Origin of the sequence: Streptomyces capoamus (assembly GCF_014654935.1) — a bacterium.
Classification (GTDB): domain Bacteria; phylum Actinomycetota; class Actinomycetes; order Streptomycetales; family Streptomycetaceae; genus Streptomyces; species Streptomyces capoamus.
The window spans coordinates 128,736-153,822 of record NZ_BNBF01000018.1 but is presented as its reverse complement, the minus strand read 5'-3'; the positions used below and the strand labels follow the sequence as shown (position 1 = coordinate 153,822).

Here is a 25,087-nt window from a genome sequence, read left to right as displayed (position 1 = left end):
GGCCCCGGCCGCCGTGGTGACGGCCGCCGCCCGCCGCAACCGGCCCGCGGAGCGGACGTTCCTCACCGCGCTGGCCGCCCTGTACGTCCAGGGGGCCGATGTCGACTGGGCGGCCGGGCTGTCCCGGGCCGGCGGGCGCACCGTCGCGCTGCCGACGTACGCCTTCGACCGGCAGTCGTACTGGCTGACCGCACCGGCGCGCGGTGGCGCCGGCCTCGACGGCGCGGGGCTGGGCACCGCGGACCACCCGCTGCTCGGGGCGGCGGTCGAACTGCCCGCCACCGAGGGCGTCGTCTACACCGCCCGGCTGTCCCTGGACAGCCACCCCTGGCTGGCCGACCACGTCGTGCTCGGCACGGCTCTGCTCCCGGGCGCGGCATTCGCCGAACTGGCCCTGCACGCCGCCGTGGAGACGGGCGGCGGCCGGGTCGGAGAGCTGGTCCTCGAGGCGCCGCTGGCGCTGCGCGAGGGGACCGCGGTCGACGTACGGGTGAGTGCCGGCGGTGCCGAGGCGGACGGCCGCCGTGCCTTCACCGTGCACGCACGGCCGCAGGACGCGTCCGGCGGGGAGTGGACCCGGCACGCGACCGGCCGGCTGGAGGCACCGCGGGCCGGGGGCCCGGCCGCCGCCCCGGCGGCGGCGCGGAGCTGGCCGCCGGCCGGAGCCGTCGAGGTCGATCTCGTCGGTGTCTACGAGCGGCTCGCCGCACGCGGCCTGCGGTACGGCAGCGCGTTCCGCGGACTGCGCGCCCTGTGGCGGCTCGGGGACGAACTCCTCGCCGAGGTCGAACTCCCCGGCGGCGCGGCCGAGGAGGCCGACGGCTTCCGCCTCCACCCGGTTCTCCTCGACGCGGTGCTGCACGCGGTCCTGGCACCGGGGCCGGACGCGGCGACCGCCCTGCCCTTCACCTGGCAGGGGATCGAGACGTACGCACCGGCCGGGCGGAGCCTGCGGGCCCGGGTGACCCCGTTGCGCGAGGACGGCTCGTCGGGTGAGCCGACGTACGCGCTGGCGCTCGCCGACGGCACGGGCCGCCCGGTGGCCTCGGTCGAGTCGCTGCTCCTGAGGCCGACCACGCCCGAGAAGCTCCAGCGGGCGCTCGGGGGGCGGCAGGGGGAGCTGTACCGGCTGGAGTGGCCGGTCGCCGGGGTCGCGGCGCCCGTCGGCGGGCCGGCCGGCCGGTGGGCGTTCCTGGGCAGCGACCACCTCGGCCTGACCGGGATGTTCAAGAGCGTCGGGATACCGCTGGACGTCTGCCCCGACCTGCTGGCCCTCGACACTCTGGTGGGGGCCCCGGTGCCACCGCCCGAGGCCGTCGTCGTCGCGTGCGTGGGGGAGAAGGACACCGTCGACGAGGCGGTCGCCGCGGCGAGCCGGCGGGCGCTCAGGCTGGTCCAGGAGTGGCTGACCGACGAACGGCTCGCCGCGACCCGGCTGGTGCTCGTCACCGCGGGCGCGGTCGCCACCCGCGCCGACGAGGAGGTGTCCGACCCGGCGGGCGCGGCCGTCTGGGGCCTGGTCCGCAGTGCCCAGACGGAACACCCCGGGCGGTTCGTCCTGGTCGACATCGAACCGGGGGAAGGCGGGGTGGACCAGCTGGTCGGCGCCATCGCGTCGGGCGAGCCGCAGACGGCCGTCCGCTCCGGTGCCGTGCGGGAACCCCGCCTGGCGGTCGTCCGCGGCAGGCGTTCCCCGGCCGTGCCGGGAAGCGGCGGCGCGAGCGGTCCCTGGCGGCCGGACGGCACCGTGCTCATCACCGGCGGGACCGGCATGCTCGGCGGCCTGCTCGCCCGCCACCTGGTGCGGCGGCACGGCGTGCGCAGGCTGGCGCTGCTGAGCCGGCGCGGCCCGGCGGCGCCCGGCGCCGACGGCCTGGTGGCCGAACTGACCGCGCTCGGTGCCGAGGTGTCGGTCCTGGCGTGCGACGCGGCCGACCGGCCGGCGCTGGCCGAGGTACTGGCGCGGCTGCGCGAGGACGCTCCGCTGGGTGCCGTCGTGCACACGGCGGGGGTCCTGGACGACGGCACCGTCACGGGGCTGACGCCCAAGCGGCTGCGGCGCGTCCTGCGGGCCAAGAGCACGGCGGCGCTGCACCTGCACGAGCTGACCAGGGGCGACGACCTGTCGGCGTTCGTCCTGTTCTCCTCGGTCATCGGCATCCTCGGCGGCGCGGGGCAGGCCAACTACTCCGCGGCGAACTGCGTCCTGGACGCGCTGGCGCACCAGCGCAGGGCGCTCGGGCTGCCCGCCGTCTCGCTGGCCTGGGGCCTGTGGAACCCGGACGCGGGACTCGCGGCGAGCCTGTCGGACGTGGACATCGCCCGGATGTCCCGGTCCGGCCTGGCGGCGCTGTCCGTCGAGCGGGGCATCGAGCTGTTCGACGCCGCGCTCGCCCGCGACGAGCCCGTGCTGGTGCCCGCCGCGCTCGACACCAGGGCGCTGCGCACCCGCTCCGCAGGCCTCCCCGGGGTGCTGGCCGGGCTGGCACCGGCCGGGGCGGCACGGCCCGGTGCGGCGCCCCGGGTCTCGCTGCGGGACCGGACGGCGGCGCTGCCGGAGGCGGAACGTCCCGCCGCGCTCCTCGCGTTCGTCCGGGAACAGATCGCCGCGGTGATGGGGTACGCCTCGGCGGACTCCGTCGAGCCCGAGCGGGAGTTCTGGGAGCTCGGACTCGACTCGCTGACCGCGCTGGAACTCACCAGCCGGCTGACCACCGCGGCCGGCCTGCGGCTGCCGAGCACGCTCACCTTCGACCACCCCTCGGCCGCCGCGCTGTCGCGGTACCTCGGTGAGGTGCTGGCCAAGGAGGCCGTGCCGAAGCAGCCGTGACCCCCTCCCCCGCCGTCCTCCTACAGAAGCAGTGAGATGAAACCGAATCACGACGCGGCCACGCCGCCCGAGGCACCCCGCAGCGCCCAGACACTGCCGGCGCTGGTGCTGTCCATGCTGGCCTTCAGCATGGTGCAGACCGCCGTGGTGCCCATCCTCCCCGCCCTCGCGACGGCCGTGCACGTCTCCGGCGGCACGATCGCCTGGCTGATGACCGCCAACCTGCTCGCGGCGGCGGTGCTCACCCCGCTGCTGGGGCGCTTCGGTGACCTCTACGGCCGCAAGCCGATGCTGCTGGTGTCGCTCGGCGGCCTGGTTCTGGGGTCGGCGCTCGCGGTGAGCACGGAGTCGTTCACCTGGCTCGTGGTGGCCCGTGTGCTGCAGGGCGCGGGCGGCGGTGTCCTCCCGCTGGCCATCGCCCTGGTGCGCAACCAGCTCCCGCCGCAACGCGTCCCGGGCGGCATCGGGGCGGTCAGCGCCGCGATGGGCATCGGCAGCGCCCTCGGCCTGGTGGTCACCGGTGTGCTGATGGAGCAGTGGAGCTACAAGTCGGTGTTCTGGGCCGGGCTGCTCGTCGGTCTCGTCGCCCTCGCCTGGTCCGTGGCGGGCATCCCCAGGGACCGGGGGACCGGTCACGCCGGCAAGGTGGACCCGCTGGGCGCCGTCACCCTGGCCGGCTGGCTGTGCGCCCTGCTGCTCGCCGTCAGCCAGGGCAACGCCTGGGGCTGGGGCTCGGGCCGGATCGTCGGCCTCTTCGTGGCGGCGGCGGTGATCGCCGCCGTGTGGGCCGTCGTCGAACTGAAGGTGCCGGACCCCCTGGTGAGCATCCGGATGCTGATGAGCCCCGTCGTGGCCATCACCAACGTGGCGGGCGCGGTGATCGGGTTCGGCATGTACGGGTGCTTCATGGTGATCAGCAACTTCGCCCAGACCCCGGAGAAGATCGCGCACTACGGGTTCAGCGCCGACGTCCTGCACGCCGGTGTGATGCTGCTGCCCTCGGCCATCGGCAGCATGACGGCCGCCCCGGTCGGCGCCAAGCTGATCGCCGCGCGAGGACCCAGGGTCCCGCTCTCCCTGGGCGGACTGCTGGCAGCGCTGGCGATGGGCTTCCTCGCCGTGGTCAACGGGCACCCGGTCGACCTCTATCTCGCCGCCGCGGTGTTCGGTTTCGGTGTCGGCCTCGCCTACACGGCCATGCCGGCCGCCATCAATTCCGCCGTCCCCCTGCAGCAGAGCGGCATCGCCAACGGCATGAACGCGGTGTTCCGTACGGTGGGAGGCGCGGTGGGAACGGCTGTCCTCGGCTCCACCCTGGCCGGCGACACCATCGAGGGACTGCCGCTGCCCACCCTGCACGCCTACCGGGAAGCGTTCTGGATCACCGCGATCGGCTGCTTCGCCGCCGCGGTGGCCTCCCTGGCGATCCGGATCCCCCGCGGCCCGGCGGACCCGGCACAGCCCGCCGTCCGGCGGAGCGACCCGGCCGGTGAAACCGTCGCCTGACACGGGGGGGCAGCCGCGGGGACCGCACGGTGACCGGTCGGCGAAGTGCCGGTTCCCGGGTTGCCCCGATGGGGGCGGGTGGTCCGCTTCTGCTTCCGTTCCGGCCGCTCCCGCGGCCGACTAGGGTGATGGACAGTCACATGACCAGTGTTTCAGGAGGCTTTCACCATGACCGGATCCCGCCTCGTGGCCGTCGGCCACTACCAGCCGCAGAAGGTGCTCACCAATGACGCCCTCGCGGAGATGGTCGACACCAGTGACGAGTGGATCCGCAGCCGGGTGGGCATCCGGACCCGGCATGTGGCCGCGGAGGACGAGTCGGTCGCGGACATGGCGGCGGAGGCCGCTCAGAAGGCCCTCGCCCACGCCGGTCTGACCGGCGCGGAGATCGACCTCGTCCTCGTCGCGACCTGCACCTCCCACGACCGTTCTCCCAATGTGGCGGCGCGCGTCGCGAACCGGCTCGGTGTCACGGCGCCCGCGGCGATGGACATCAGCGCGGCCTGCTCCGGCTTCCCGCACGCCCTGGCCATGGCCGACCTGGCCATCAAGGGCGGCTCCGCGACGAAGGCCCTGGTGATCGGGGTCGAGAAGCTCACGGACTTCGTGGACTGGTCCGACCGCAGCACCTGCGTGCTGGTGGGCGACGGGGCGGGTGCCGTCGTCGTCACCGCGTCCGACACCGCGGAGATCAGCCCCGTGGTGTGGGGATCGGTCCCCGATATGGGCAGGGCCGTGGTCATCGAGGGCCGCTCGGGCACCTTCTCGCAGGAGGGCCAGTCCGTGTACCGGTGGGCGACGACCACCCTGCCGGACATCGCCCGCTCCGTGTGCGAGCGCGCCGGCGTCAAGCCCGAGGAACTCGGTGGTGTCGTCCTGCACCAGGCCAACCTCCGGATCGTCGAGCCGGTCGCCCGGAAGATCGGCGCGGTGAACGCGGTCATCGCGCGTGACGTCGTGGACTCCGGGAACACCTCGGCCGCGAGCATCCCGCTGGCCTTCTCCAAGCTGGTGGAACGCGGGGAGCTCACGTCGGGATCCCCCGTGCTGCTCTTCGGGTTCGGCGGCGGCCTGTCGTACGCCGGCCAGGTCGTCCGGTGCCCGTGACGGGTCCCGCCCGGGCGCCGGGCCCGGCTCGTCGTCGCCCCTCCTCGCCGGCGTGACGCCGGACGCTCGCGCCGTGCGGACACGCCGGACGGCGCGCAGACCGGGCACCACGGCCGGCGCGCCGTGACGGCCGGCTGATCAACCACTCGAACCCCGACTGAAGGAACCCGTTCGGAAAGGAAGACAACGATGTCCGCATCGATCCGTCTGACGGATCTGCACTCCATCGACGACGAGGTGGCGCTCAGCACGGGCCCGGCCTGGCAGTGGCTCCCCCGGCTGACCCGGGGCCACCGTTTCGTGCGCTGGCAGTCGTCCGTCGTGCTCACGACGTACGCGGACTGCCGGGTCGCGCTGTCGGACAGGAGATTCGGCAACGGCCTCAGGGCCGAGATCGGCGCCATGCCGGACATCGATCCGAGGTTCGTCGAGCGGCGCCGGAGCTCGCTGCTGCTGGAGGAGGGCGAACGGCACACGCGGCTGCGCCGGCTGGCGATCCCGGCCCTGCGGCCGCGCAACTTCGAGCGGTTCCGGCCCGCGATGGCCAAGGTCGTCGACGAGTTGGTGGACCGCGTGGCGGACCACGGGCGGTGCGACGCGGTCGTGAGCTTCTGCAACCCGCTGCCGATCTCGGTGATCTGCTGGGTGCTCGGAGTCCCGCGCGCGGAGGCGGAGTTCTTCGCCGAGGTGGCGGAGGCGTCGACCGCCCTGTTCTCGGGGGACCCGAGTACGGTGTCGGCGGCCATGGCGGCCACCGAAAAGATCGACTCCTACATCGAGGACCTGATCGGGCGGCGGCGCCGGGATCCCGGTCAGGACCTGATCACGGACCTCCTCGCGGCCGCCGAGGCCGATGGCGCCACGGTGTCGGGCACCGACGTGATGACCATCATCACCTCGCTGATCGTCGGCGGTACGGACACCACGCGCAACCAGCTCGCCATCGCCCTGCACTGCTTCGCCGAGCGTCCCGAGGAATGGGAGCGGCTGCGCAGGCGGCCGGAACTGGTGCCGGCCGCCGTCGAGGAGGTCGTCCGCTACGCGCCGACGGCGTACGCCATGAAGCGCGTCGCCGACGAGGACATGGAGCTGGACGGGCTGCTGCTCCCCAAGGGAACCCCCGTGATTGTCATGTCCACACTCGCCAACCGCGACGAGAGCGTCTTCCCGGAGCCCGACCGCTTCGACATCGGACGCACCTTCCGCCACCCCCACATGGGGTTCGGCTGGGGACTGCGCAGCTGCATCGGATCGGTCCTGGCACGGGCCGAACTCGGCGAGGCACTGACCGTCCTCTCCCGGCGGCTGACCGGCCTGGCGCTCGACGGCGAGACCGTGTGGAGCCGGCCCGACACCATCCAGGGCCCGGTGACCCTGCCCCTGCGCTTCGAGGCGGTGTAGCCGGCCACCGCGGGAAGCAACCGCCCACGGCGCCCGCACGCACTTCACCGAAATGCGGAACGCCGTGGATTCCCTGTGTGCGATGGCGATTGATCAGCGCCCGGCCGCTGGAGTGCACAACGGCCGGGACCGCCGCGTAAAGCGCCGTGCAGTACGGTCAGCGCAGGGAGACCTGAAGGCCGGCCAGGCCGCGGTCGGCGCCGGATTCGAGCCAGGAATCGCGCGCGAGAATGGACCGCTGAATATGCTGCAACTGCGGTCCCGGCTCGACGCCCAGTTCCTCGACCAGAATCCCGCGGATCCGGTCGAAGGTGCGCAGCGCGTCCACGGTACGGCCACTGCGGTACAGAGCGATCATGAGGTATCCGTAAATCGCCTCCCAGGCCGGATGCGCCTCGATCAGGGAATACAGCTCGCAGATCAGCTCGTGGTGGCGACCGAGGTCCAGCTCCAGCTGCAGCCGGCGCTGGTGGGCGTAGACCCGCTTCTCCTCGAGCAGCCGGCGGATGCCCGTGAAAGCGGGCATGTCACGGAAGTCCGCCAGCGCCGGTCCGCGCCAGAGGGCGACCGCGGCGCCCAGCGCGGCGGACGCCGCCTCGAGTTCGCCGTGATCTTGCAGGTCGCGGGCCTCGGTCAGGTGCGCCTCGAAGAGGTTGAGGTCGAGGGAGGAGTGCGGCAGGCGCAGTTCGTATCCGGTCGACTGGGTGGTGAGGACGGAGGCGTCGAGGCCCAGCTCGCGGAAGCGGCTTCGCAGATTGCAGATGTAGACGTGCAGGGCGGTGTGGGCGCGGCGCGGCGGCGTGCCGGACCAGATCGCGTTGATCAGTCGTTCCGGAGAGACCGCCGTCCGATTGTTCACGCAGAGGTAGGCCAGTACGGCGCGATTTTTCGGCGCCCAGGGCTTGACACTTTCACCGTTGGACATCTCTATTCCGAGCGGACCCAGAATACGGAAAAGCATGCCTAAACACCCCCGTGTTCACCAGACGAGGCAGGGGCAGCCCTGCCACAGACGTTCGATGATCAACGATTCTGTGGGGGAGCGTCAAGAGACTTGAGCATGTCCTGAGCCAATGACCAGCGCAAATGCGGAGGAATGGGGGCATTGGGCAGCTTCGGCCCCACCGCAAGTGCTTCAGAATTCAACATTGACTGGACGCTACGGTAAGCGTATGGCAAGCATTCACCCCTGATCAAATCGACACGGCATATTCAACGGGACCTCGCGAGCGACTCCCAGAAGCCGTCGAGCCAGACGAGGGTGTCCCGCATGACGTAGTGGTCCGCGCCCGGACGCAGCGCCGACAGCAGGAACGAGCGTGCCCCCTCCGCCGGCGCCCCCAGGACCGTGAGGCGCGACTCCACGCCGCCGTCGGCGCGCAGGGGGTGGAACCGCGGGGTGAGGTGGAGACCGCCGGGCGTGAAATCCGTGGCACCCGCGTCGTCCCCGCCGTGATTGCGCCACAGGCGGACCAGGCCGCGCTCCAGCAGGTTGCGGTACAGCGGCCGTACGTCCGCGCGCGGGTCGAAGGGGTGCATGCGCGCCTCGACCAGCACGTCCAGGGCGCGGCGCGCACCCGTGTGCGGCCCGACCACGACCGTGCGCCCGCTCGGCTCGTCATGGCACACCCGGGCGGCCGGACCGGTGCCCACGTCCAGCAGTCCGTGCTCGACGAGCGCGGTGATCTTCGCCATGACCTCCGGCGCGGCCCCGTTGGCCAGCCGGTTGTGCAGACTGGTGTGCCGGCGCAGGAACGCCCGCTGGGAGGCCGCGGTCACCCCGGCGTCGTCCACCGCGTAGGAGATCACCGACCGCAGATCGCGCCACACGCCGTCGGTCGCGGCCTTGTGCGGATTGCGCAGGTTGCCCTGCCGGGCCCACGCCTGATCGCGCGTCATGAACGTGAGCAGCTGCGACCGGTAGGCGGCCGGGGAGTCCGCCGGGCCGACCGGGCGTACGACCGCACGCCAGTCGAAGCGGTTCCCGTCCAGGCCGGTGTCCAGGGAGTACGGCGAGTCGCGGCCCCGCAGGACCGGGGCCGGCGGCAGCGAACGGTCCAGGCAGCTGCGGACCTCGTACTGCGCCGCCGGCCCGTGCACCGTCCGCACCCAGTGCAGCAGTACGTCCCGGACCGGCCACACGACCGTCTTCTGGGCCTCGTACAGGGCCTGTTCGCCGCGCAGCACCGGCTGCAGGACGCGCACGATGCCGTCCACGGCCGCCTCCAGCGCCGGCAGCAGACGGTCCTCGCCGCGCGCACCCGCCAGGAAGGCGAGGTAGGACGGCATCGCGCGCTGCGTCAGCGCCAGCGCCGCGCCCGGGCCGAACAGCGTCACGTAGTGCAGGTGCGCCATCTCCGCCACCACCAGCGGCAGCACGTCCCGGTCGAAGTCGAGTTGCGGCCGGGTGCGGTCGGGCGTGGGGTACGGCGTCCCGCGGTTGGCCCGGAGCAGGTCCACCGCCTGCCGGGTCAGGAAGGTGCCGGGGTGGTCGCCGGAGCCGTCCCCCGGCTTGTGGTTGTCGGGCCGGGCGAAGGTGAAGAGCCCGGAACCGCTGAAGGCGACGATCGCGGCGGGTTCGGCACCGCTCGCCCGGTACACCAGCCCGCGCCCGGGCTCCTCGTGGAAGCTGCCGCCCCGCCCCTCGGTCAGGTGCAGGATCGCGTCGATGGCGGTGAGGCCCATGCCGGCGCAGCCGACCACGTCCGCCGGCCCGACGGTGTCCGGGCCGAGCCACTCGTTCAGCGGGTAGGGGTGCGGCACGTACGCGGCCCCGCCGCGGGCCGCCGCCTCGGCCAGCCGGCGTCCCTCCGGCGACAGGCGAGGATCGTGGTACGAGTGCCCGGTGAGCAGCAGCACCTCGTCGGCCGGGTGGCGGCTGCCGTCCGCCGTGACGACCAGCAGTCCGGCACCGGCGGGCTCGATGTCCACGACCTCCGCGTGGTGCAGGTGCACCTCGGCGCCGGGGTGCCGGCGCAGGTCGTCCGCGAACGCCCGGAACATGTCGCTCAACGCCAGCCCGTGCACGTAGCGCCGGGGCCAGTCCTCCGGACGCAGGTCGAAGTCCGGGTGCCCGGTCTCGGCGAACCGGCGCCGGCACCACTCGTGCAGGGTCGGCCGCTCATCGCGTGGCCGCAGCGGACCCGCGCCCACGACCGTCTCGTCGGCGGCGAAGCCGACCTGGCAGCCGATGCGGTTGAGGTAGCTGGTCCGGGCCTGTGCGGGGCTGTGCGCCTGGCCGGCCCCGAACTCCCCGGTGCGCTCGAAGACCCGCACCTCGAGCCGGCGCTCCCCGAGCCGGTCGGCCGTCGCCGAGAGCCGCTCGATGACGTACGTCGCCCGGGGCCCGCCCCCGACCACGGCGAGCCTGTGCGGGCGGTCCGGCCGCGCCGCCGCGTCGGCCGGGTTCGCCGGGCCGGCGTGTGCGAGGGTCACCTCGTGCCCCCTTCGGTGACGTCGGTCGAGTCCGCCCGGTCCCGCAGGAGGTCCGCGAGCACGCTCAGGAAGCGGTCGATGTCGGCCGCGGTGATCCGGCCCATCGTGGACAGCCGCCAGTGGTCCGCGGCCAGCCGCTCCTGGGCCCGGTAGATGACGAACCCGGCGGCGCGCAGCCCCCGGTGGAGCTCCTCGTAGCCGGTGCCCGGGGGCAGGCGCAGGGCGGTCAGTCCCACGGCCCGCTGCCCGGGCGGGAGCAGCAGTTCGAGACCGAGGGCCTCCAGACCCGCGCGCAGCCGCTCGGCGAGGGCGCGGTAGCGGGCGTGCCGGGCCTCACGCCCCTCGGCGAGGGCGAGGTCGAGCGCCGCCTCGAAGGCGTAACAGGCCGGTATGCCGGGGGTGAAGGCCGGCAGGCCCGACTTGGCCTGGGCCGTGTAGTGCCGGTGCAGGTCCAGGTAGTAGGTCCGCCGCGGGAAGGCGCCCAAGCGCTCGAACGCGTCCGTGGCGGCGACGACGAAGGCCAGCCCCGGTGCGCCCTCCAGGCACTTGTTGGCCGACCCGGCCAGCCAGTCCACCCCGTCCTCGGCCGGTGACACCCGTTCGGCACCGACGCTGCTGACCGCGTCGACGATCACCTCGCGGCCGTAGGCGTGCGCGATCCGGGCGATGCCGGCGACGTCGTTGAGCATGCCCGTACTGGTCTCGTGGTGGACCACGCCGACATGGGTCAGGCCGGGATCGGCGGCCAGGGCCCGCTCGACCGCGGCCAGGTCGACGGGCACGGCCCAGCCCGCTTCCAGCCGGTGGGTACGGATCCCGTGCGCGGCGGCGATGTCCGCCAGCCGCTCGCCGTAGTGGCCGTTGTCGATGACGAGCAGCCCGCCGCCGGGCGGGACGGCCGAGCTGATCACCGCCTCCACGGCCGAGGTACCGGACCCGGTGAGGAGCACCGCGGTGTGCGCGTCACCGCCGCCGGCCACCAGGGTCGTCTTGTGCCGGATCCGGGCGAGCAGGCCGGCGAACTCGGGCTCGCGGTGGCACAGGTCGGGCCCGGAGAGCGCGGCGCGCACCCGGTCGTCGAGGACGACCGGACCGGGGTTCATCAGGACCAGCCGGTCGGTGGCAGCGGCTGCGAAGGGGGTCACGGTGCGAGTACCTCCATGAAACGAGCCGCCGACTGCGGCGGGCGGAGCGCGGGACGGCCGAGGCCGGGATCCGAACCGGACCGGATCCGCACGCGGATCAACTGGGCACCGCCCTCGTCCTGGGCGCGGCGCACCGCGGCGCGCAGGTGCTCCGCGTCCGCCACGTCGGCCACGGAGCGGTAGCCGCTCGCGGTCGCCACGGCGCAGAAGTCCACACCGGCCGAGGCGGTGGGCTGGCCGCCGGTGGATTCGTAGGCCTCGTTGTCGAGCAGGACGTGCAGGAAGGGCCGCGCGAGGCGGCCGGTCTCGCGGCCGATCGCCGCCATGGCCTCCAGGCGCATCAGCGCGGCGCCGTCGCCGTCGAGCACCGCCACCGGCCGGCCGGACGCGTGCATCGCCACGCCGAGGGCCACGCTGGAGGCGCAGCCCATGGAGCCGACGACGTACAGGTTCTCCGGCCGGTCGAAGTCCCGCTCCAGCTCGCGGGCGGTCTTGCCGGTGGTGGCGACGAGCAGGGTCGCCGGATCCATGGCACGGGTCACCTCGCCGATGGCCTCGGCCCGCCCCATGAGGTGCGCGCGCGGGTCCGGTCCGGCGGGTTCGGACGCCGGGCCGGGGGCGATGGCTCCCTTGGGCACGATGAAGGCGAACGGCAGCCCGGTGGCGGCCATGTGCGCGAGCGCGGCGTCCAGGCGGACGGCCAGCTCCGGCAGGGTCGCCGGCAGCACCTCGTTGCGGATGCGCATCGCGGTGAGCATCTCGGGGGTGATCGCGCCCATCAGCTCGTGCTGCGGCTCGTCCGGCTGCCCGGGGCGCCCGCGCCAGGTGACCAGGAGCAGCACCGGCAGCCGAAGGGTGTGGCACAGCGAGGTGAGCGGGTTGACGGCGTTGCCGAGCCCCGAGTTCTGCAGGATGACCACCGGTCGGCGGCCGGCCAGGCGGGCGCCCGCGGCGATGGCGACCGCCTCTCCCTCGTTGCCGCAGATGACGTAGTCGTCCGGGTGCTCGGCCTGCAGACAGCTGATGACCGGGCCGAGGAACGAACAGGGGACCCCGGTGAAGGGCCCGAGGCCGCGCTCCTTGAGCAGGGCGACGACGCCGTCCGCCCCGAGCCGCGCGGGCACGTCACCGGTCACCGTCGCGCCCCCTGCTCCGCCACCAGCCCGGTGGCGCGGCGCACGTCGTCCGCGGTGCGCAGCTCCATCCAGCCGGAGGCGACCTCGACGGCGCGGATGCGTACGCCCGCCTGGAGCAGGTCGGCGACCAGCTCGCCCAGGGTGACCGGCGTCCCGTCGGCGCGCCGCTTCTCGGCCGCGGCGCGCAGCGCGGCGAAGCCCTCCGCGGGGAAGACGGCGGCACCCGCGAACTCCGCGTCGGCGTCCTGCGCGCGCGCCGCTCCGACGGCCACGACCTGCGCGGCCCCGCCGGGCGCGACTCTGCGGCCGCCCTGTGTGACGGAGTTCAGCGCCAGCGGCAGGGCGTCGGCGCGCCGGGACGCCGCCGACACGTCCGCGAGGACGGCGACGTCGGCGCCCGCCGCCGCCAGCAGCCGCAGCGGCTCGCTCTCGACGAGGACGTCGCCGTCGACGACGAGGGTGGGGCCGTGGTGGGCCTCGGGCAGCGCGAGGAGGGCGTCCACGGCGGACGGGCGGTCCTGCCCGCCGGCGACCGTGACGTCCTCGACGCCGCAGCGGCGCAGTGCCGCGATCCGGTGCTCCCGCAGCGGCGCGGGCAGCTCACCGGACGGGCCGGGGAGCACCAGCGCGCGCGGACGGGTCTCGTAGGACGTGATGAACTCCGCCTCGTGCCGCTTGTGCTCGGCCATGCCCTGCAGGTCGAAGACGGTGGCCAGGGGCGCGATGCGGTCCTCGATGCCGGTGGTCCGGTCCTCCCGCAGGATCGACGCGAAGGTGTCGGTCATCGCCGCGATCCCGGCCCGCAGCCCGTGGTTGGCGTAGATGACCATCTTGGCGCCGGCCTCGGCGAGTTCGGTCGCCGTGATGGTGTGGTAGGTCGTGGGGACCACGACCACCGGCGTCGGCAGCGTCCACTGGGAGAGGAAGTCCAGGATGGGCTCCGGCGAGGACCCCTTGGCATGGATCAGCACCGCGTCGGCGCCCGCCGCGGCGTAGGCCTCCCCGCGGGCGAGGGCCTCGTCCATGCCCCAGCCCGCGATCAGGGCCTCGATGCGGGCGATGAGCACCAGGTCGGGCGTGCGCTGCGCCTCCTTGGCCGCGGCCAGCTTGCCGCAGAACTCCCCCACCGGCGCCAGCTCCTGACGGCCCGGGATGAAGCTGTTGACCTTCGGGAACCGCTTGTCCTCGATGGAGACCGCGGCGATGCCGGCCGCCTCGTAGCGGCGGATCATGTGCATCACGTTGTGCGCGTTGCCGTACCCGGCGTCACAGTCGGCCACCACCGGGACGTCGACCGCGGCGGCCAGTGAGGAGGCCACGCCCAGGAGTTCGCTCATCGTCAGGATGTCGGTGTCCGGCACGCCCTGCGAGGCGGACACCTCCAGACCGCTGGACCAGACTCCGTCGAACCCGGCGCGCTGGGCCAGCCGGGCGCCCAGCGGATTGTGCGCGCCGGCCAGGCGCACCGCGCCGGGCCGGGCGAACAGGTCGCGCAGCCGGCGCGCCCCCGAGAGCCCCGGCGCCCGATGGTATTCCGTTGTTGCAGCACCCATGCCGAATTCTCCTTACGGGTGAGGGCGGCGCAGCACCATTGGGGCAGCCCTGAAATCTACGGTTGACTGTGGACGGGAAAGGCGGCGGAAACGGGGACGGCCGGCGGGCGGGAATTCGGATCGGCGGGATAAATCCGGGCGCTACGCGGCCGGCCGCTCCTGCCGGGCCCGTGCCACCACGACCGCCCCCACCGCCGTCACCGCGGCCGTGGCCAGCAGCGCGTACTGCATCCCGCCGAGGAACACCGACTGGCCCACCCGCTCCAGCACGCCGTGGGCGGCCGTCCCGGCACCGAGGTCGGGCGGCAGTCCGACGGCCACGGACCGCACGGCCCGTCCGGTCCGCTCCGGCGGCAGGGTGACGCCGGCGTCCGCGAGCCGGCCCGGCAGCCGGTCCGCCGTGTACGTCATGACGACGGCGCTGACGACCGCGATGCCGAGGCTTCCCCCCACCTGCATGGCCGTCTGCTGGATCCCGCCGGCCACCCCGGACAGCTCTTTCGGGGCGTTGCTCATGACGAGCTTGGTGCCGCCCACCATGACCGGGCTGAAGCCGACGCCCAGCAGCAGGAAGCACGACGTCGTGCGCAGGGTGCCGGACTGCGCGTCCAGCGCGGACAGGGCCCACATCGACGCGGTGATGACGGTCAGCCCGGCGGCCACCGGGATGCGCGGGCCCGTCCTGCCGATCCAGATCGCCGCGGGCGGTGCGCCCACGATCATCAGCAGGGTCAGGCCCAGGACCCGGATCCCGGAGTCGGCGGGCGACAGGCCGAGCACGTTCTGCAGGTAGAAGATCAGCACGAAGGGCGCGCCGACCATCACGAACCCCATCATGGCCATGGTGAGGACACCCGAGGTGAACGGTGCCGAGCGGAACAGGCGCAGCGGCACCAGGGGGTGCGCGCTGTCCCGTTCCCAGCCGATGAAGGCGGCGCCGAGCACCACACCCGCCGCGAGGCAGGGCAGCGCCCGCGGGTCGGTCCAGCCGGCATCGGCCACCACGCTCAGGCCCCACACCAGCGCGTCCAGGGCGGCGGCCACCAGCAGCATGCCCACGAGGTCGAGCCGGCTGCCCGCGCCCTCGTCGCGCGTGTCGCGCAGGACGGTGACCCCGAGCAGCAGGGCGACGGCACCCAGCGGGGCGTTGAGGAAGAACACCCAGCCCCACTGGGCGTGTTCGACGAGCAGGCCGCCGACCACGGGGCCGGCCGCGGTGGACGCGGCGATGACGGCGCTGCGCACCGCGATGGGCTGGTTGAGCCGGTCGGCCGGGAACGCGCTGCGCAGCAGTCCCAGGGTGGCCGGCTGCATCAGGGCGCCGAACACGCCCTGCACCACGCGCAGCCCGACCACCCAGCCCAGGCTGGAGGAGAGGCCGATGGCCACCGACGAGGCGGTGAACCCGGCGGCCCCCACCAGGAACATCGTGCGGTGTCCGAAACGGTCGCCGAGCCGGCCCGCGGCGATCAGGAGCGCGGCCACAGCCAGGAGATAGGCGTCGGTGACCCACTGGATGCCGGTGAGATCCGTGTGCAGGTCCCCCTGCATGACCGGCTGGGCGACCGTGACGATCGTCGTGTCCAGCGACACCATCATCGCGCCGACGGACAGCGTCAGGACGGTGAGCCAGGGATGGCCGCGCAGGCCGTTCCGGGTGGCCTCGTGCCCGGTCACCGGCCCGGCGGCGGCTTCCGGTGGGGTCACGTCGCCGCTCCGGGCAGTTCCACGGCCGCGGACTTCGGCTCGGGGCGGTCGCCGTGGCCGGCGCCGGTGTCCTCGGCGGGCTGCCAGCCGGGCGGGCCGAAGACGTAGCCCAGCTTGTGGCGGAGCGTCCTGGCCCCGCGCACGTCCCGGACCATGGTGGCGAACTCGTGCAGCTGGATCTTCCAGATGCTGTAGGTCTCCAGCTGCTTGGTCAGGCCGTACGTGGGCCGGTGCAGTTCGGGCTGGAAGGTGCCGAAGATCCGGTCCCAGATGATGAGGATGCTGCCGAAGTTCTTGTCCAGGTACTCCGGGTCGCTGCCGTGGTGGACCCGGTGGTGCGAGGGCGTCACGAAGACGTACTCGATGGGCCGCGGCAGCTTGCGGATCTTCTCGGTGTGCGCGAACAGCCCCCACAGCAGGTGCACCGAGTGCATGGTGAACACCATGGCGGGGTGGACGCCGAGGAGCGGCAGCGGCAGCCACACCATCTTCTCGAACCACTGGGCCCACTTGCGGCGCAGCGCGGTCGACAGGTTCAGGTACTGGCTCGAGTGGTGCACCTGGTGACCGGCCCAGATGAGCCGGATGGCGTGCGCGGCCCGGTGGTACCAGTACAGCAGGAACTCGACGCCCCAGAAGACGACGAACCAGGTCGTCCACGCCGTCGGCGAGAGGTGCCACGGCGCGACGTACTCGTAGACCAGCAGGTACAGGGCGAGCGCCACGGTCCGCAGCAGGGTGGACGAGACCAGCGCGCCGAGACCGGTGATGATGCTCGCCCGGTGGTCCCGCGGGTCGTAGCCCTGACGCCCGTCGGGGTCGTCCCCGAACTTGATCGCCAGGAGTTCGATCACGATCAGCAGTGCCATGGCGGGCATCGCGTACACCGCAGGGTCGTGCAGCCGGTCGATCACCTTGTCGAGCATCAGGCCCCTCCTGTGTTCGTTCCATGCCGGGCCCGCCGCACGTGATCCGTTGATGCCCGCCACTGCCCGATCGTTTACGCAGCGTAATTCGGCGCTCTTAAGGCAGGCTTACGAACTCCTTTTGAGCGGGCCCGCATCGGCTTTTCCGCGCGGTCGGCGACCAGGGCAATCGGTCATTAAGCGGGGGTTAAGAAGAAATACCTATGCTCCAACGGGGCGAGCGGTGACGGGCGACGAGAAGCCGCCGCGGCCGTCCATGAGTCGTGAACGGGGTAGCCATGAGCGGGAGTCTTGTCGTCGTCCGGAGAACACCGGCCACGGCACACGGGCGGTCCGTGCGCGCGCTGGCCCTGCACGGCCTGGCGGCCACCGGCGCCGGCTGGCGCCCCTACGAGGAGCACGCCGGGCCCGGCGTCGAGGTGTGGACCGCCGAGCTGCCCTGGGGGCAGACGGGCGGATCCGGATGGAGCCTGCCGGGCGGCGATCCGGCCGGATGGATCGGCGCCGCACTGGACGAGGTGCCCGGACGCGTCGACGTCCTGATCGCCCACTCCTACTCCGCGCTGCTGGCGCTGGAGCACCTCGCCACCGCCCCCCGGCACACCCGGCCGGGCGGGCTGGTGGTGGTCTCGCCCTTCCACCGGCGCGATCCGGGGGACTTCCACTGGGACACCGCCCAGCACTACCTGGGCATCTTCCAGGACGTGTTCGACGAGGCCCTGCGCCTGGCGTCGACGCGCGTGCTGGACGCCGGCCTGCGCCGCGACATGGCGTTGCTGGTACGCGACCGGGTCGGCCCCTACGGCTGGCTGCGCTTCTACGACAGCTATCTGCGCAGCCCGTTCCTCGACACCGCCGCACTCGACCTGCCCGTCCTCGTGGTGGCCGGCCGGGACGACCGGTTCGCGCCGCCGGAGGACGCCGAGGCCCTCGCCGGGGCGCTGCCCCGGGCCCGGCTGTCCCTGCTCGACGCCTGCGGGCACTTCCCGATGGCCGAACGGCCGCGCGAGTTCGCCGACGCGGTCCACGCGTTCGTGAACGAGTCGGTCGTCGGCGCGGAGGTGCGGTGAGCATGGGGACGACAGACCCCGGGGTCCACGTCACCGGGCTCGGCGCGGTCAGCTGCCTGGGCGCGGGGACCGGGGCCTTCTGGACCGGACTGACCTCGACGGCTCCGCGCCCGGCCCCGGTGGCCGGGCTCACCGAGCGGGTGCCCGACGTCCTCGCCTACCAGGTGCCCGAGGGCGCGGCCGACACCGGCGACCCGTACGGCCGGGCCACCCGGCTCGCCCTGCACGCGGCCCGGCAGGCCGTGGCCGACGCCGGGCTGAGCGACGACGAGATCGCCGGCATGGCCGTGGTGCTCGGCACCGCGGGCGGGGAGAGCGGCGAACGCGACGGCGTGACCACGCCGCCGGCCGGGTGGGCGCCGGTGTTCCGGCTCGCCTCCGAGGTGGGCGGCGAACTCGGCGCGTTCGGCACCAACATCAACGTCAGCAACGCCTGCGCCGCCAGCGGGTACGCCCTGTCGGTCGCCATGGACCTCATCGACTGCGGCGAGGCGGACACCGTGCTGGTCGGCGGTGCGGAGGCGCTCGGCTGGGCGCCGCTGGCCGGCTTCAGCCGCCTGGGCGCGAACGACCCCGAGCTGTGCCGGCCGTTCGACGCCGACCGCCGGGGCACCGTGTTCGGGGAGGGCGCGGCCATGCTCGTCGTGCGGTCCGCGCGGGCCGCGGCGGGCCGGCCGTCCTACGGCCGGCTGAGCGGCGGCGGCTGGAGCTGCGACGCCCATCACCTCACCGCCCCCGACCCGGCGGGCGACCAGCCGGTGCGGGCCGCCCGCGAGGCCCTGCGGGAGGCGGCGAGCGGCCCGGAGGACATCGGCTGCGTGGTGCCGCACGGCACCGGCACCGCGCACAACGACGTGCTGGAGACCCGGGTGCTGCGCGAGGTGCTCGGCGACCGCCTGGAGCGCGTACCGCTGTTCAGCCTGAAGGCGTTCATCGGACACACCGCGGGCGCGGCGGCCGCGTTCGCCGTCGTGGCCGCCGCGCTGATGGCACGGCACGGGCGCATCCCCGCGAACATCGCCCCCCGGCGGCAGGACCCCGAGTGCCCGGTGTGGCTGCCGCGCGAACCGGTACCGCTGCGACGGAGGCGGATCCTGCTCAACGCCTACGCGTTCGGCGGCAGCAACGTCTCGCTCGTGTTCGAGGGGGGGACCAGGTGACCGCCCGGCACGGCGTGGCCGAGGCGACGGTCGTCGGCACCGGTGTCGTCGTACCGCCCGTGCCGCTCCCGCCGGACGGACGGTGGTTCGACCACCGGAGCCGGCTCGGACGCGGCCACCGGTACCTGCCGGAGGCCTGCCACTACCTGATGGCGGCCGCCCGGGAGGCGCTGGCCGACGGCGCGGCCGAGCAGCACGCGCCGGAGCGCCGCGGGATCGTGGTCGGCACCAACAGTGCCGTCACCGCCCTGCACGCCGACATCGAGTCGGCCGTGCGCGACGGCGGCATCGACTCCCTCAGTCCCATGCGCGTGCCCTTCTTCTCGGTGAACCTCGTCGCGGCGAAGCTGTCCACCGAACACGGCTTCAAGGGCTTCAACGTCACGGTGAGTTCGCCCCGGGTGGCGGGTCTGGAAGCGGTCCACCTGGCCGGCCGCGCGCTCCCCGCCGGGCGGGGCGACCTGGTCCTCGCCGGTGCCACCGAGGCCCCCGACCCGCGGGCCGGCGACGCCCTGCCCGAGTCGGGCGCCGCGCTGCTGCTCCTGCGGGCCCGCACCGCGGCCGCCCCGGGACCCGTCGTCCGCACCGCGCTGCGCTTCCTGCCGCCCCGGGCCGCCGCCACCCCCGCCGGACGGGAGCGGGCCGGGCGCGCCGTACGGGAGGCGCTGGACGGGGTGTGCCCGGCGCCACCGCCGGCGCTGCACCTGCTGAGCGACGACTCGCCCGCGGCCCGCACGGCCGCGGACGCGGTGCGGGCCTGGTGCGCCGGGACGACGGAGGTGACGGAGGTGACCGGCTCGCGCCGGGCGGGCGCCCTGGCGCCGCTGGAACTGCTCGCCCGCGCCGTGCGGCCGGACCTGACGGGTCCCGAGGCCGTGGTCGTCGCGTCCCGGGAAGGCAATCTCGCCTTCGCCACCGTCGCCGCCCGCTGAGGCCGGCGGCGACCTCCCCACCCCACCGACCCATCCGCCGAGCAAGAGGAAAACATGCTGTCATCCGTCAAGGGATCGTGGTGCCTGGTACTCGGCGCCTCCAGCGGCATGGGCCGGGCCACCGCCCTCGCCATGGCCCGTGAGGGCGCCCACGTGTGCGGTGTCTACTTCGGCACCAGCGCCCAGCAGGAGGAGGCCGACGCGCTCGTCGAGGAGCTGCACGGCCTCGGCGTCCGGACGTCGTTCCACAACCTCAACGCCGCGAAGCCGCAGACGCGGGCCGAGGTCGCCGGCCGGCTGGCCGAGCTGACGGGTCCGCAGGGGATACGGGTGCTGCTGCACTCCCTCGCCTTCGGCAGCCTCCTGCCGTTCATCCCGCGGGACGGGCAGCCGGACGTCATCACCCCCCGGCAGATGGACATGACGGTCGACGTCATGGGCCACAGCCTCGTCTACTGGGTGCGCGACCTGTACACCGCCGGCCTGCTGGGCCGCGGCTCCAAGGTGTTCGCGCTCACCAGCCGCGGCGACGAACGGGTCATGCCGAACTACGGCGCGGTGTCCGCGGCGAAGTCCGCCCTCGTCTCCCACGTCCGGCAGCTGGCCGTCGAACTGGCGCCCTCGGGCGTCGCCGTGAACGCCCTGCGCGCCGGCCTCACCATGACCCCGGCCCTGATCCGCATCCCCGGCAGCGACGTCCTGGCCGAGCGGGCCGGCGGGTCCAACCCCCACGGCCGGCTCACCACCACCGAGGACGTCGCCGAGGCCGTCGTGATGCTGTCCGCCAGTGACTCCTCCTGGATCACCGGCAACGTGATCGACGTCGACGGCGGCGAGGGCCTCGTGTGACGGCCCCGCCAGGCGAACCGGGGCCCGGCCGACGGGCCCCCCGACAGTCCGGTACCCACCACGGAGGAACCACGATGCCCGAACTCACCACCCCGCTCGACCTGGAAGACCTGCGCGCCACCATCGCCGAGATCATCGACGTCGACATCGCCGAGGTCACCGACACGGCCGACTTCAAGGAGGAACTCGACGTCGACTCCCTGCTGGCGCTGGAGATCCTGGTCACCCTGGAGCGCAAGTACGGCACGAAGCTGGCCGAGTCGAACCTGCAGAAGGTGCGCTCGCTCAACGAGACCTACGCGCTGCTCGCCGAACAGCTCGAGGCGTCCTGATGACCACCGGTCCCCGTACGGCCCTGGTCACCGGCGGTTCGCGCGGCATCGGCCGTGCGGTGGTCGAGCGCTTCCTGGCCGACGGCTACCACGTCGGGTACTGCCACCGCACCCCGTCCGCCGGGACCGCCGGGCTGGACGCGCTCGCCGAGCGGCACGGCGTGCGGGTGCACGGGGCCGTGGTGGACGTGACGGACCCGGACGCGGTGCGGGGCTGGCTGGAGGAGACCGAGGAGCGGCTCGGCGCCGTCGACGCGCTGGTGACCAACGCCGGGATCATCCGGGACATGCCCCTGGCGGTCATGGACCGGGAGCACTGGGACGCCGTCGTCGCCACCAACCTCACCGGGACCTACACCGTGTGCCAGGCGGCGATCATGACGATGATGCGCCGGCGCCGGGGCGCGATCGTCAACGTGTCCTCCGTGGCCGGTCTGCGGGGCAGCGCCTCGCAGACCAACTACGCGGCGTCGAAGGCCGGGATCGTCGGCTTCGCCAAGTCGCTGGCCAAGGAAGTGGCCCGGTTCGGCATTCGCGCCAATGTGGTGGCGCCGGGCCTCATCGAGACGGACATGACCGCGGCCCTGGACGAGAAGGCCCGTCGGCGGATCGTCGCCGACATCCCGCTGCGGCGGACCGGTACGGCCGAGGAAGTGGCCGACGCGGTCGCCTTCCTCGCCTCGGACCGTGCCGCGTACATCACGGGCCAGGTCGTCCGGATCGACGGCGGAATCGGCATCTGAGGAGGCGTCAGGCAATGGCAGTGGTGGACCGCTCCGCCCGTGTGGTGGTGACCGGCCTCGGTGTCCTCAGCCCCGTCGGGGAGACGCTGGAGGACTTCTGGGACTCCGTCGTCCACGCGGTCGTCGGCACCCGCCCGCTTCAGCGGCCGGACGCCGCCGACTTCGCGGGCAGGCTGGCCGGCGAGGTGCGCGGGTTCCCGGCCGTCCGCGGCACCGGCGACCGCGTCACCCGGCTGGCGGTGGCGGCGGCCTCGGCGGCGACCGCCGACGCGGGCCTCGTCCCGTGGGCGGGCGACCCGGCCCGGGCCGGGGTGTGCTTCGGCACGCTGCTGGGGAGCCGGGCGGCGCTGGAACCGGCGGTGACGCGGTTCCACCGGGCCGGGGCGCACGGCACGGCCACGGGCGGGGCGGACGCCCCCGCCGTGCAGCCGCCCCCCGTCGTGGGCCTCGCCGACGCCGTCGCCCGGGAACACGGGTTCCTCGGGCCCGGCTCGGTCGTCGCCACCGCCTGCGCGTCGGGCAACAGCGCGCTCGCGTACGCCGCGGAGGCCATCCGGGCGGGCCGGGCGGACGTGATGGTCGCGGGCGGTGCGGAGGAGCTGTCCGCCGGCATCATGATGATGTTCGCCAGTCTGCGCTCGCTCACCGACGACGCGCTGCGGCCGTTCGACCGCAACCGCTCGGGGCTGGTCGTCTCCGAGGGCGCCGCCGCCCTCGTCCTGGAGTCGTACGAGCACGCGCGTGCACGCGGAGCCCGTGTCTACGCCGAACTCGCCGGCTGGGCGTCCGCCTGCGACGCCCACCACATGACCGCGCCGCATCCGGAAGGGCGCGGGGCACGCCGCTCGCTGGAGCGCGCCCTGGCCATGGCCGGCGTGGCACGCGAACAGGTGGGCCACATCAGCGCGCACGGCACCGGCACACCCTCGAACGACGTCGTCGAGGCGGCGGCCGTCCGGGCCGTCTTCGGTGACGGCGGCCCCGCCCTCTCCTCCCTGAAGGGCGCGCTCGGGCACACCCAGGGCGCGGCCAGCGCCATCGAGGCCGTGGCCTGTGTGCTGGCGCTGCGCGACGGGGTGATCCCGCCCACCGCCAATCTCGTCGACCCGGACCCCGCCTGCCCGGTCGACCTCGTGTACGGCGCCGCCAGGGAGGCACCGCTGGACGTGGTCGTCAACAACGCCTTCGGATTCGGGGGCAACACGGCGTGCACCGTGTTCACCCGTCCCGGCCTCGGAAGGAACGCCGGATGAGCACCTCGGCCGTCATCACCGGAGTGGGACTGGCCACCGCGCTCGGCGCGGGGTACGACGCCACCTGGCAGGGCCTGCGGACCGGCCGCAGCGCGATCGCGGACGTGGCCCCGCCCGGCGGCCTGTACCCGGGCCGGGGTCCGGCGCCGGCCGCCGCGCTCCCCGACGACCTGTCCGACGTGTCCGCCTTCGGCCGCAAGCGGCTGCGCGCGCTGAGCCGCGAGTCGCTGCTGGTGTCCCGGGCGGGCCTGCTGGCCTGGCAGGACGCGGGACTCGACGCGGACGGCGCCCCCGCCCCGGAGGACCTCGGTGTCGTCCTGGGCACGACGGGCGCCGGTCTGACCGGCTACCTGCAGGTCCTGCACGACGGTCTCACCCTCGGCACCGATCTGGTCAGTCCGTACGCCGGCCCCCAGGGCAGCCTCAACGCGGCGGTCTCCGACCTCGCCATCGGGGCGGACGCCCAGGGCCCCGTCCTCACGGTCACGGCCGGCCGGTGCTCCGGGGCCGAGGCCCTGACCGTGGCCGGCGACCTCGTGCGCACCGGCCAGGCCGAGGTGGTGCTGGTGGCGGCGGTCGACGTGCTGGACCCGCTCACCCTCGACGCGGCCGGCGCCCGGGAGCCGGGGGCCGGCGGGGTCCCGGCGGCCGGGGACGCCCCGGCCGGCCGCCCGGCGCGCACTCCGCGGCCGTTCGCACCCGAACCCACCGGGTCCCTTCCCGGCGAGGCCGTCGTGGTCCTCGTCGTCGAGGGCACCGGACGGGCCCTTGAGCGCGGCGCCCGGGTCCACGCCGAGATCGCCGCCGTCGGCACCGCCCTGGGCGAGGCCGGCGACACGGACGGCGCCGCCGCCACGCGTGCCGTCGCCACCGCCCTGGCCGCCGCCGGCGTGGCGCCCAGGGACGTGGGGCTCGTCTGCTCCTCGGCCGACGGTTCCGGGCCGGTCGACCGGGCCGAGGCCCACGCCCTGGGCGGGGCGTTCGGCGCGCACGTCCCGGTCTTCGCGACGGGCGCCGCGCTCGGCGACTGCGCCGGCACCACCACCCTGCTTCAGGTGGCCCTCGCGGCCCGGGCGCTGCGGTGCGGCGAGACCCCTGCTACGGCGGGGCTCGCCGACTGGTCCCCGACGCTGCCGCGCCTGTCGGTGAGCGGCGCGCCCCAGCGGTGCCCCGCCGCCGCCGCGGCCCTGGTCCTGACGACGGACGACCGCCCCGGCGCCGCCGCCGTGGTCCTGCGCCCCCCGCGCTAGGAGGCCGGTCCCGCGGACCGGGCGCCCAGAGAACCCATGACCATCCCGGACCGGGTACCGGCCGCCGGGCTAGGAGGTAAAAAGTGAAGCAGGACCCGGCACAGCAGATCGCCATCGTGGGCATGGCGGGGCGGTTCCCCGAGGCCCCGGACCTGGACCGGTTCTGGGAGTTGCTGATCAGCGGCGGCGACGCCGTCCGCCCCGTCCCGGCCGAGCGCTGGAACACCGAGGAGGTCTGGGACCCGCGCAAGCCCATCCAGGACCGCGGCGCGTTCCTCGCGGACATCGACCGGTTCGACGCCGCCTTCTTCGGCATCTCCCCGCGCGAGGCCGAGGTGATGGACCCCCAGCAGCGGCTGCTGCTGGAGGCCTCCTGGCAGGCCGTGGAGAACGCGGGCGTCCCCGTCGCCTCGCTGCGCGGCTCCCGCATCGGCGTCTACAGCGCCGGGATCTGGCACGACTACGAGAACCTGCGCAACGACCGCGGCACCCCGATCACCCAGCACTCGATCGCCGGCACCTCCCTGGACATGCTGTCGGCCCGGGTCTCGTACTTCATGGGCCTGACGGGTCCCAGCCTCAACCTGGAGACCGGGTGCTCCTCCGCGCTGGTCGCCCTGCACCTGGCGTGCCAGGCGATCCGTACCGGAGAGGTGGACGGCGCCCTCGTCGGGGCGGCCAACGTCATGGTGACGCCCGAGGTGACGATCGGGCTCACCCACTTCGGCGGGCTGTCCCCGAACGCCCGCTGC

General features: G+C 74.1%; 20 protein-coding genes. 13 read left to right on the top strand and 7 right to left on the bottom strand.

Annotation, left to right across the window (positions count from 1 at the left end):
* The 4 genes from IE312_RS26395 to IE312_RS26380 all read left to right on the top strand — a co-directional run.
* A partial coding sequence (locus tag IE312_RS26395; protein ID WP_189984816.1) for a type I polyketide synthase occupies positions 1-2,830 on the top strand: 2,830 nt, incomplete at its 5' end.
* A gap of 36 nt (positions 2,831-2,866) precedes the next feature.
* On the top strand, positions 2,867-4,336 hold the full coding sequence (locus tag IE312_RS26390; protein ID WP_189984815.1) for an MFS transporter: 1,470 nt from the start codon (positions 2,867-2,869) through the stop codon (positions 4,334-4,336).
* 168 nt (positions 4,337-4,504) lie between these two features.
* The gene (locus IE312_RS26385) at positions 4,505-5,443 is read left to right on the top strand and encodes a beta-ketoacyl-ACP synthase III (protein ID WP_189984814.1); all 939 of its coding nucleotides are present in this window, start codon (positions 4,505-4,507) and stop codon (positions 5,441-5,443) included.
* Between the two features lie 189 nt (positions 5,444-5,632).
* Positions 5,633-6,844, top strand: coding sequence for a cytochrome P450 (locus tag IE312_RS26380; protein WP_189984813.1), 1,212 nt, complete (start codon positions 5,633-5,635; stop codon positions 6,842-6,844).
* A gap of 157 nt (positions 6,845-7,001) precedes the next feature.
* Here IE312_RS26380 and IE312_RS26375 read toward each other — a convergent pair whose 3' ends face one another.
* The 7 genes from IE312_RS26375 to IE312_RS26345 form a co-directional block, all read right to left on the bottom strand.
* Positions 7,002-7,769, bottom strand: coding sequence for an AfsR/SARP family transcriptional regulator (locus tag IE312_RS26375; protein ID WP_189984812.1), 768 nt, complete (start codon positions 7,767-7,769; stop codon positions 7,002-7,004).
* Between the two features lie 287 nt (positions 7,770-8,056).
* Positions 8,057-10,279, bottom strand: coding sequence for an FAD/NAD(P)-binding protein (locus tag IE312_RS26370; protein WP_189984811.1), 2,223 nt, complete (start codon positions 10,277-10,279; stop codon positions 8,057-8,059).
* Entirely contained in the window at positions 10,276-11,424 is a 1,149-nt protein-coding gene (locus IE312_RS26365; protein WP_229900460.1) for a pyridoxal-phosphate-dependent aminotransferase family protein, read from the bottom strand. Before IE312_RS26365 ends, IE312_RS26370 begins: the two co-directional genes overlap by 4 nt.
* Entirely contained in the window at positions 11,421-12,560 is a 1,140-nt protein-coding gene (aepY, locus tag IE312_RS26360; protein WP_229900459.1) for a phosphonopyruvate decarboxylase, read from the bottom strand. Before aepY ends, IE312_RS26365 begins: the two co-directional genes overlap by 4 nt.
* A complete protein-coding gene (locus tag IE312_RS26355; protein WP_189984810.1) occupies positions 12,557-14,113 on the bottom strand; it encodes an isocitrate lyase/phosphoenolpyruvate mutase family protein in 1,557 nt (518 codons plus the stop codon). Before IE312_RS26355 ends, aepY begins: the two co-directional genes overlap by 4 nt.
* Positions 14,114-14,254: 141 nt before the next feature.
* Positions 14,255-15,820, bottom strand: coding sequence for an MFS transporter (locus IE312_RS26350; RefSeq protein ID WP_189984809.1), 1,566 nt, complete (start codon positions 15,818-15,820; stop codon positions 14,255-14,257).
* A complete protein-coding gene (locus tag IE312_RS26345; protein ID WP_189984808.1) occupies positions 15,817-16,746 on the bottom strand; it encodes a sterol desaturase family protein in 930 nt (309 codons plus the stop codon). Before IE312_RS26345 ends, IE312_RS26350 begins: the two co-directional genes overlap by 4 nt.
* A 278-nt stretch (positions 16,747-17,024) precedes the next feature.
* Between IE312_RS26345 and IE312_RS26340 the strand changes: the two genes are divergently transcribed.
* The 9 genes from IE312_RS26340 to IE312_RS41910 all read left to right on the top strand — a co-directional run.
* Positions 17,025-17,816, top strand: a complete 792-nt coding sequence (locus tag IE312_RS26340) for an alpha/beta fold hydrolase (protein ID WP_189984807.1) — start codon at positions 17,025-17,027, stop codon at positions 17,814-17,816.
* Positions 17,817-17,818: 2 nt separating this feature from the next.
* The gene (locus IE312_RS26335) at positions 17,819-18,976 is read left to right on the top strand and encodes a beta-ketoacyl-[acyl-carrier-protein] synthase family protein (protein WP_189984806.1); all 1,158 of its coding nucleotides are present in this window, start codon (positions 17,819-17,821) and stop codon (positions 18,974-18,976) included.
* Positions 18,973-19,908, top strand: coding sequence for a beta-ketoacyl synthase N-terminal-like domain-containing protein (locus IE312_RS26330; protein ID WP_189984805.1), 936 nt, complete (start codon positions 18,973-18,975; stop codon positions 19,906-19,908). The genes IE312_RS26335 and IE312_RS26330 overlap by 4 nt, the downstream gene beginning before the upstream one ends.
* Positions 19,909-19,962: 54 nt before the next feature.
* A complete protein-coding gene (locus tag IE312_RS26325; RefSeq protein ID WP_189984804.1) occupies positions 19,963-20,757 on the top strand; it encodes an SDR family oxidoreductase in 795 nt (264 codons plus the stop codon).
* Between the two features lie 74 nt (positions 20,758-20,831).
* Positions 20,832-21,089, top strand: coding sequence for an acyl carrier protein (locus IE312_RS26320; RefSeq protein WP_189984803.1), 258 nt, complete (start codon positions 20,832-20,834; stop codon positions 21,087-21,089).
* Positions 21,089-21,832: a 3-oxoacyl-[acyl-carrier-protein] reductase gene (gene fabG / locus IE312_RS26315; protein WP_189984802.1), complete on the top strand. Its 744-nt coding sequence runs from the start codon at positions 21,089-21,091 to the stop codon at positions 21,830-21,832. Before IE312_RS26320 ends, fabG begins: the two co-directional genes overlap by 1 nt.
* A gap of 14 nt (positions 21,833-21,846) precedes the next feature.
* On the top strand, positions 21,847-23,085 hold the full coding sequence (locus IE312_RS26310; RefSeq protein WP_189984801.1) for a beta-ketoacyl-[acyl-carrier-protein] synthase family protein: 1,239 nt from the start codon (positions 21,847-21,849) through the stop codon (positions 23,083-23,085).
* A complete protein-coding gene (locus IE312_RS26305; RefSeq protein WP_189984800.1) occupies positions 23,082-24,335 on the top strand; it encodes a beta-ketoacyl synthase N-terminal-like domain-containing protein in 1,254 nt (417 codons plus the stop codon). The genes IE312_RS26310 and IE312_RS26305 overlap by 4 nt, the downstream gene beginning before the upstream one ends.
* Positions 24,336-24,418: 83 nt before the next feature.
* The coding region (locus IE312_RS41910) for a beta-ketoacyl [acyl carrier protein] synthase domain-containing protein (RefSeq protein ID WP_229900458.1) at positions 24,419-25,087 on the top strand (669 nt) is incomplete at its 3' end.

Coding starts and splice junctions, on each gene's coding strand:
- IE312_RS26320 (WP_189984803.1), top strand. CDS start 20,832: ATGCCCGAACTCACCACCCCGCTCGACCTGGAAGACCTGCGCGCCACC.
- IE312_RS26305 (WP_189984800.1), top strand. CDS start 23,082: ATGAGCACCTCGGCCGTCATCACCGGAGTGGGACTGGCCACCGCGCTC.
- IE312_RS26355 (WP_189984810.1), bottom strand. CDS start 14,113: ATGGGTGCTGCAACAACGGAATACCATCGGGCGCCGGGGCTCTCGGGG.
- IE312_RS26380 (WP_189984813.1), top strand. CDS start 5,633: ATGTCCGCATCGATCCGTCTGACGGATCTGCACTCCATCGACGACGAG.
- IE312_RS26385 (WP_189984814.1), top strand. CDS start 4,505: ATGACCGGATCCCGCCTCGTGGCCGTCGGCCACTACCAGCCGCAGAAG.
- IE312_RS26390 (WP_189984815.1), top strand. CDS start 2,867: ATGAAACCGAATCACGACGCGGCCACGCCGCCCGAGGCACCCCGCAGC.
- IE312_RS26325 (WP_189984804.1), top strand. CDS start 19,963: ATGCTGTCATCCGTCAAGGGATCGTGGTGCCTGGTACTCGGCGCCTCC.
- IE312_RS26310 (WP_189984801.1), top strand. CDS start 21,847: ATGGCAGTGGTGGACCGCTCCGCCCGTGTGGTGGTGACCGGCCTCGGT.
- IE312_RS26335 (WP_189984806.1), top strand. CDS start 17,819: ATGGGGACGACAGACCCCGGGGTCCACGTCACCGGGCTCGGCGCGGTC.
- IE312_RS26345 (WP_189984808.1), bottom strand. CDS start 16,746: ATGCTCGACAAGGTGATCGACCGGCTGCACGACCCTGCGGTGTACGCG.
- fabG (WP_189984802.1), top strand. CDS start 21,089: ATGACCACCGGTCCCCGTACGGCCCTGGTCACCGGCGGTTCGCGCGGC.
- IE312_RS26375 (WP_189984812.1), bottom strand. CDS start 7,769: ATGTCCAACGGTGAAAGTGTCAAGCCCTGGGCGCCGAAAAATCGCGCC.
- IE312_RS26340 (WP_189984807.1), top strand. CDS start 17,025: ATGAGCGGGAGTCTTGTCGTCGTCCGGAGAACACCGGCCACGGCACAC.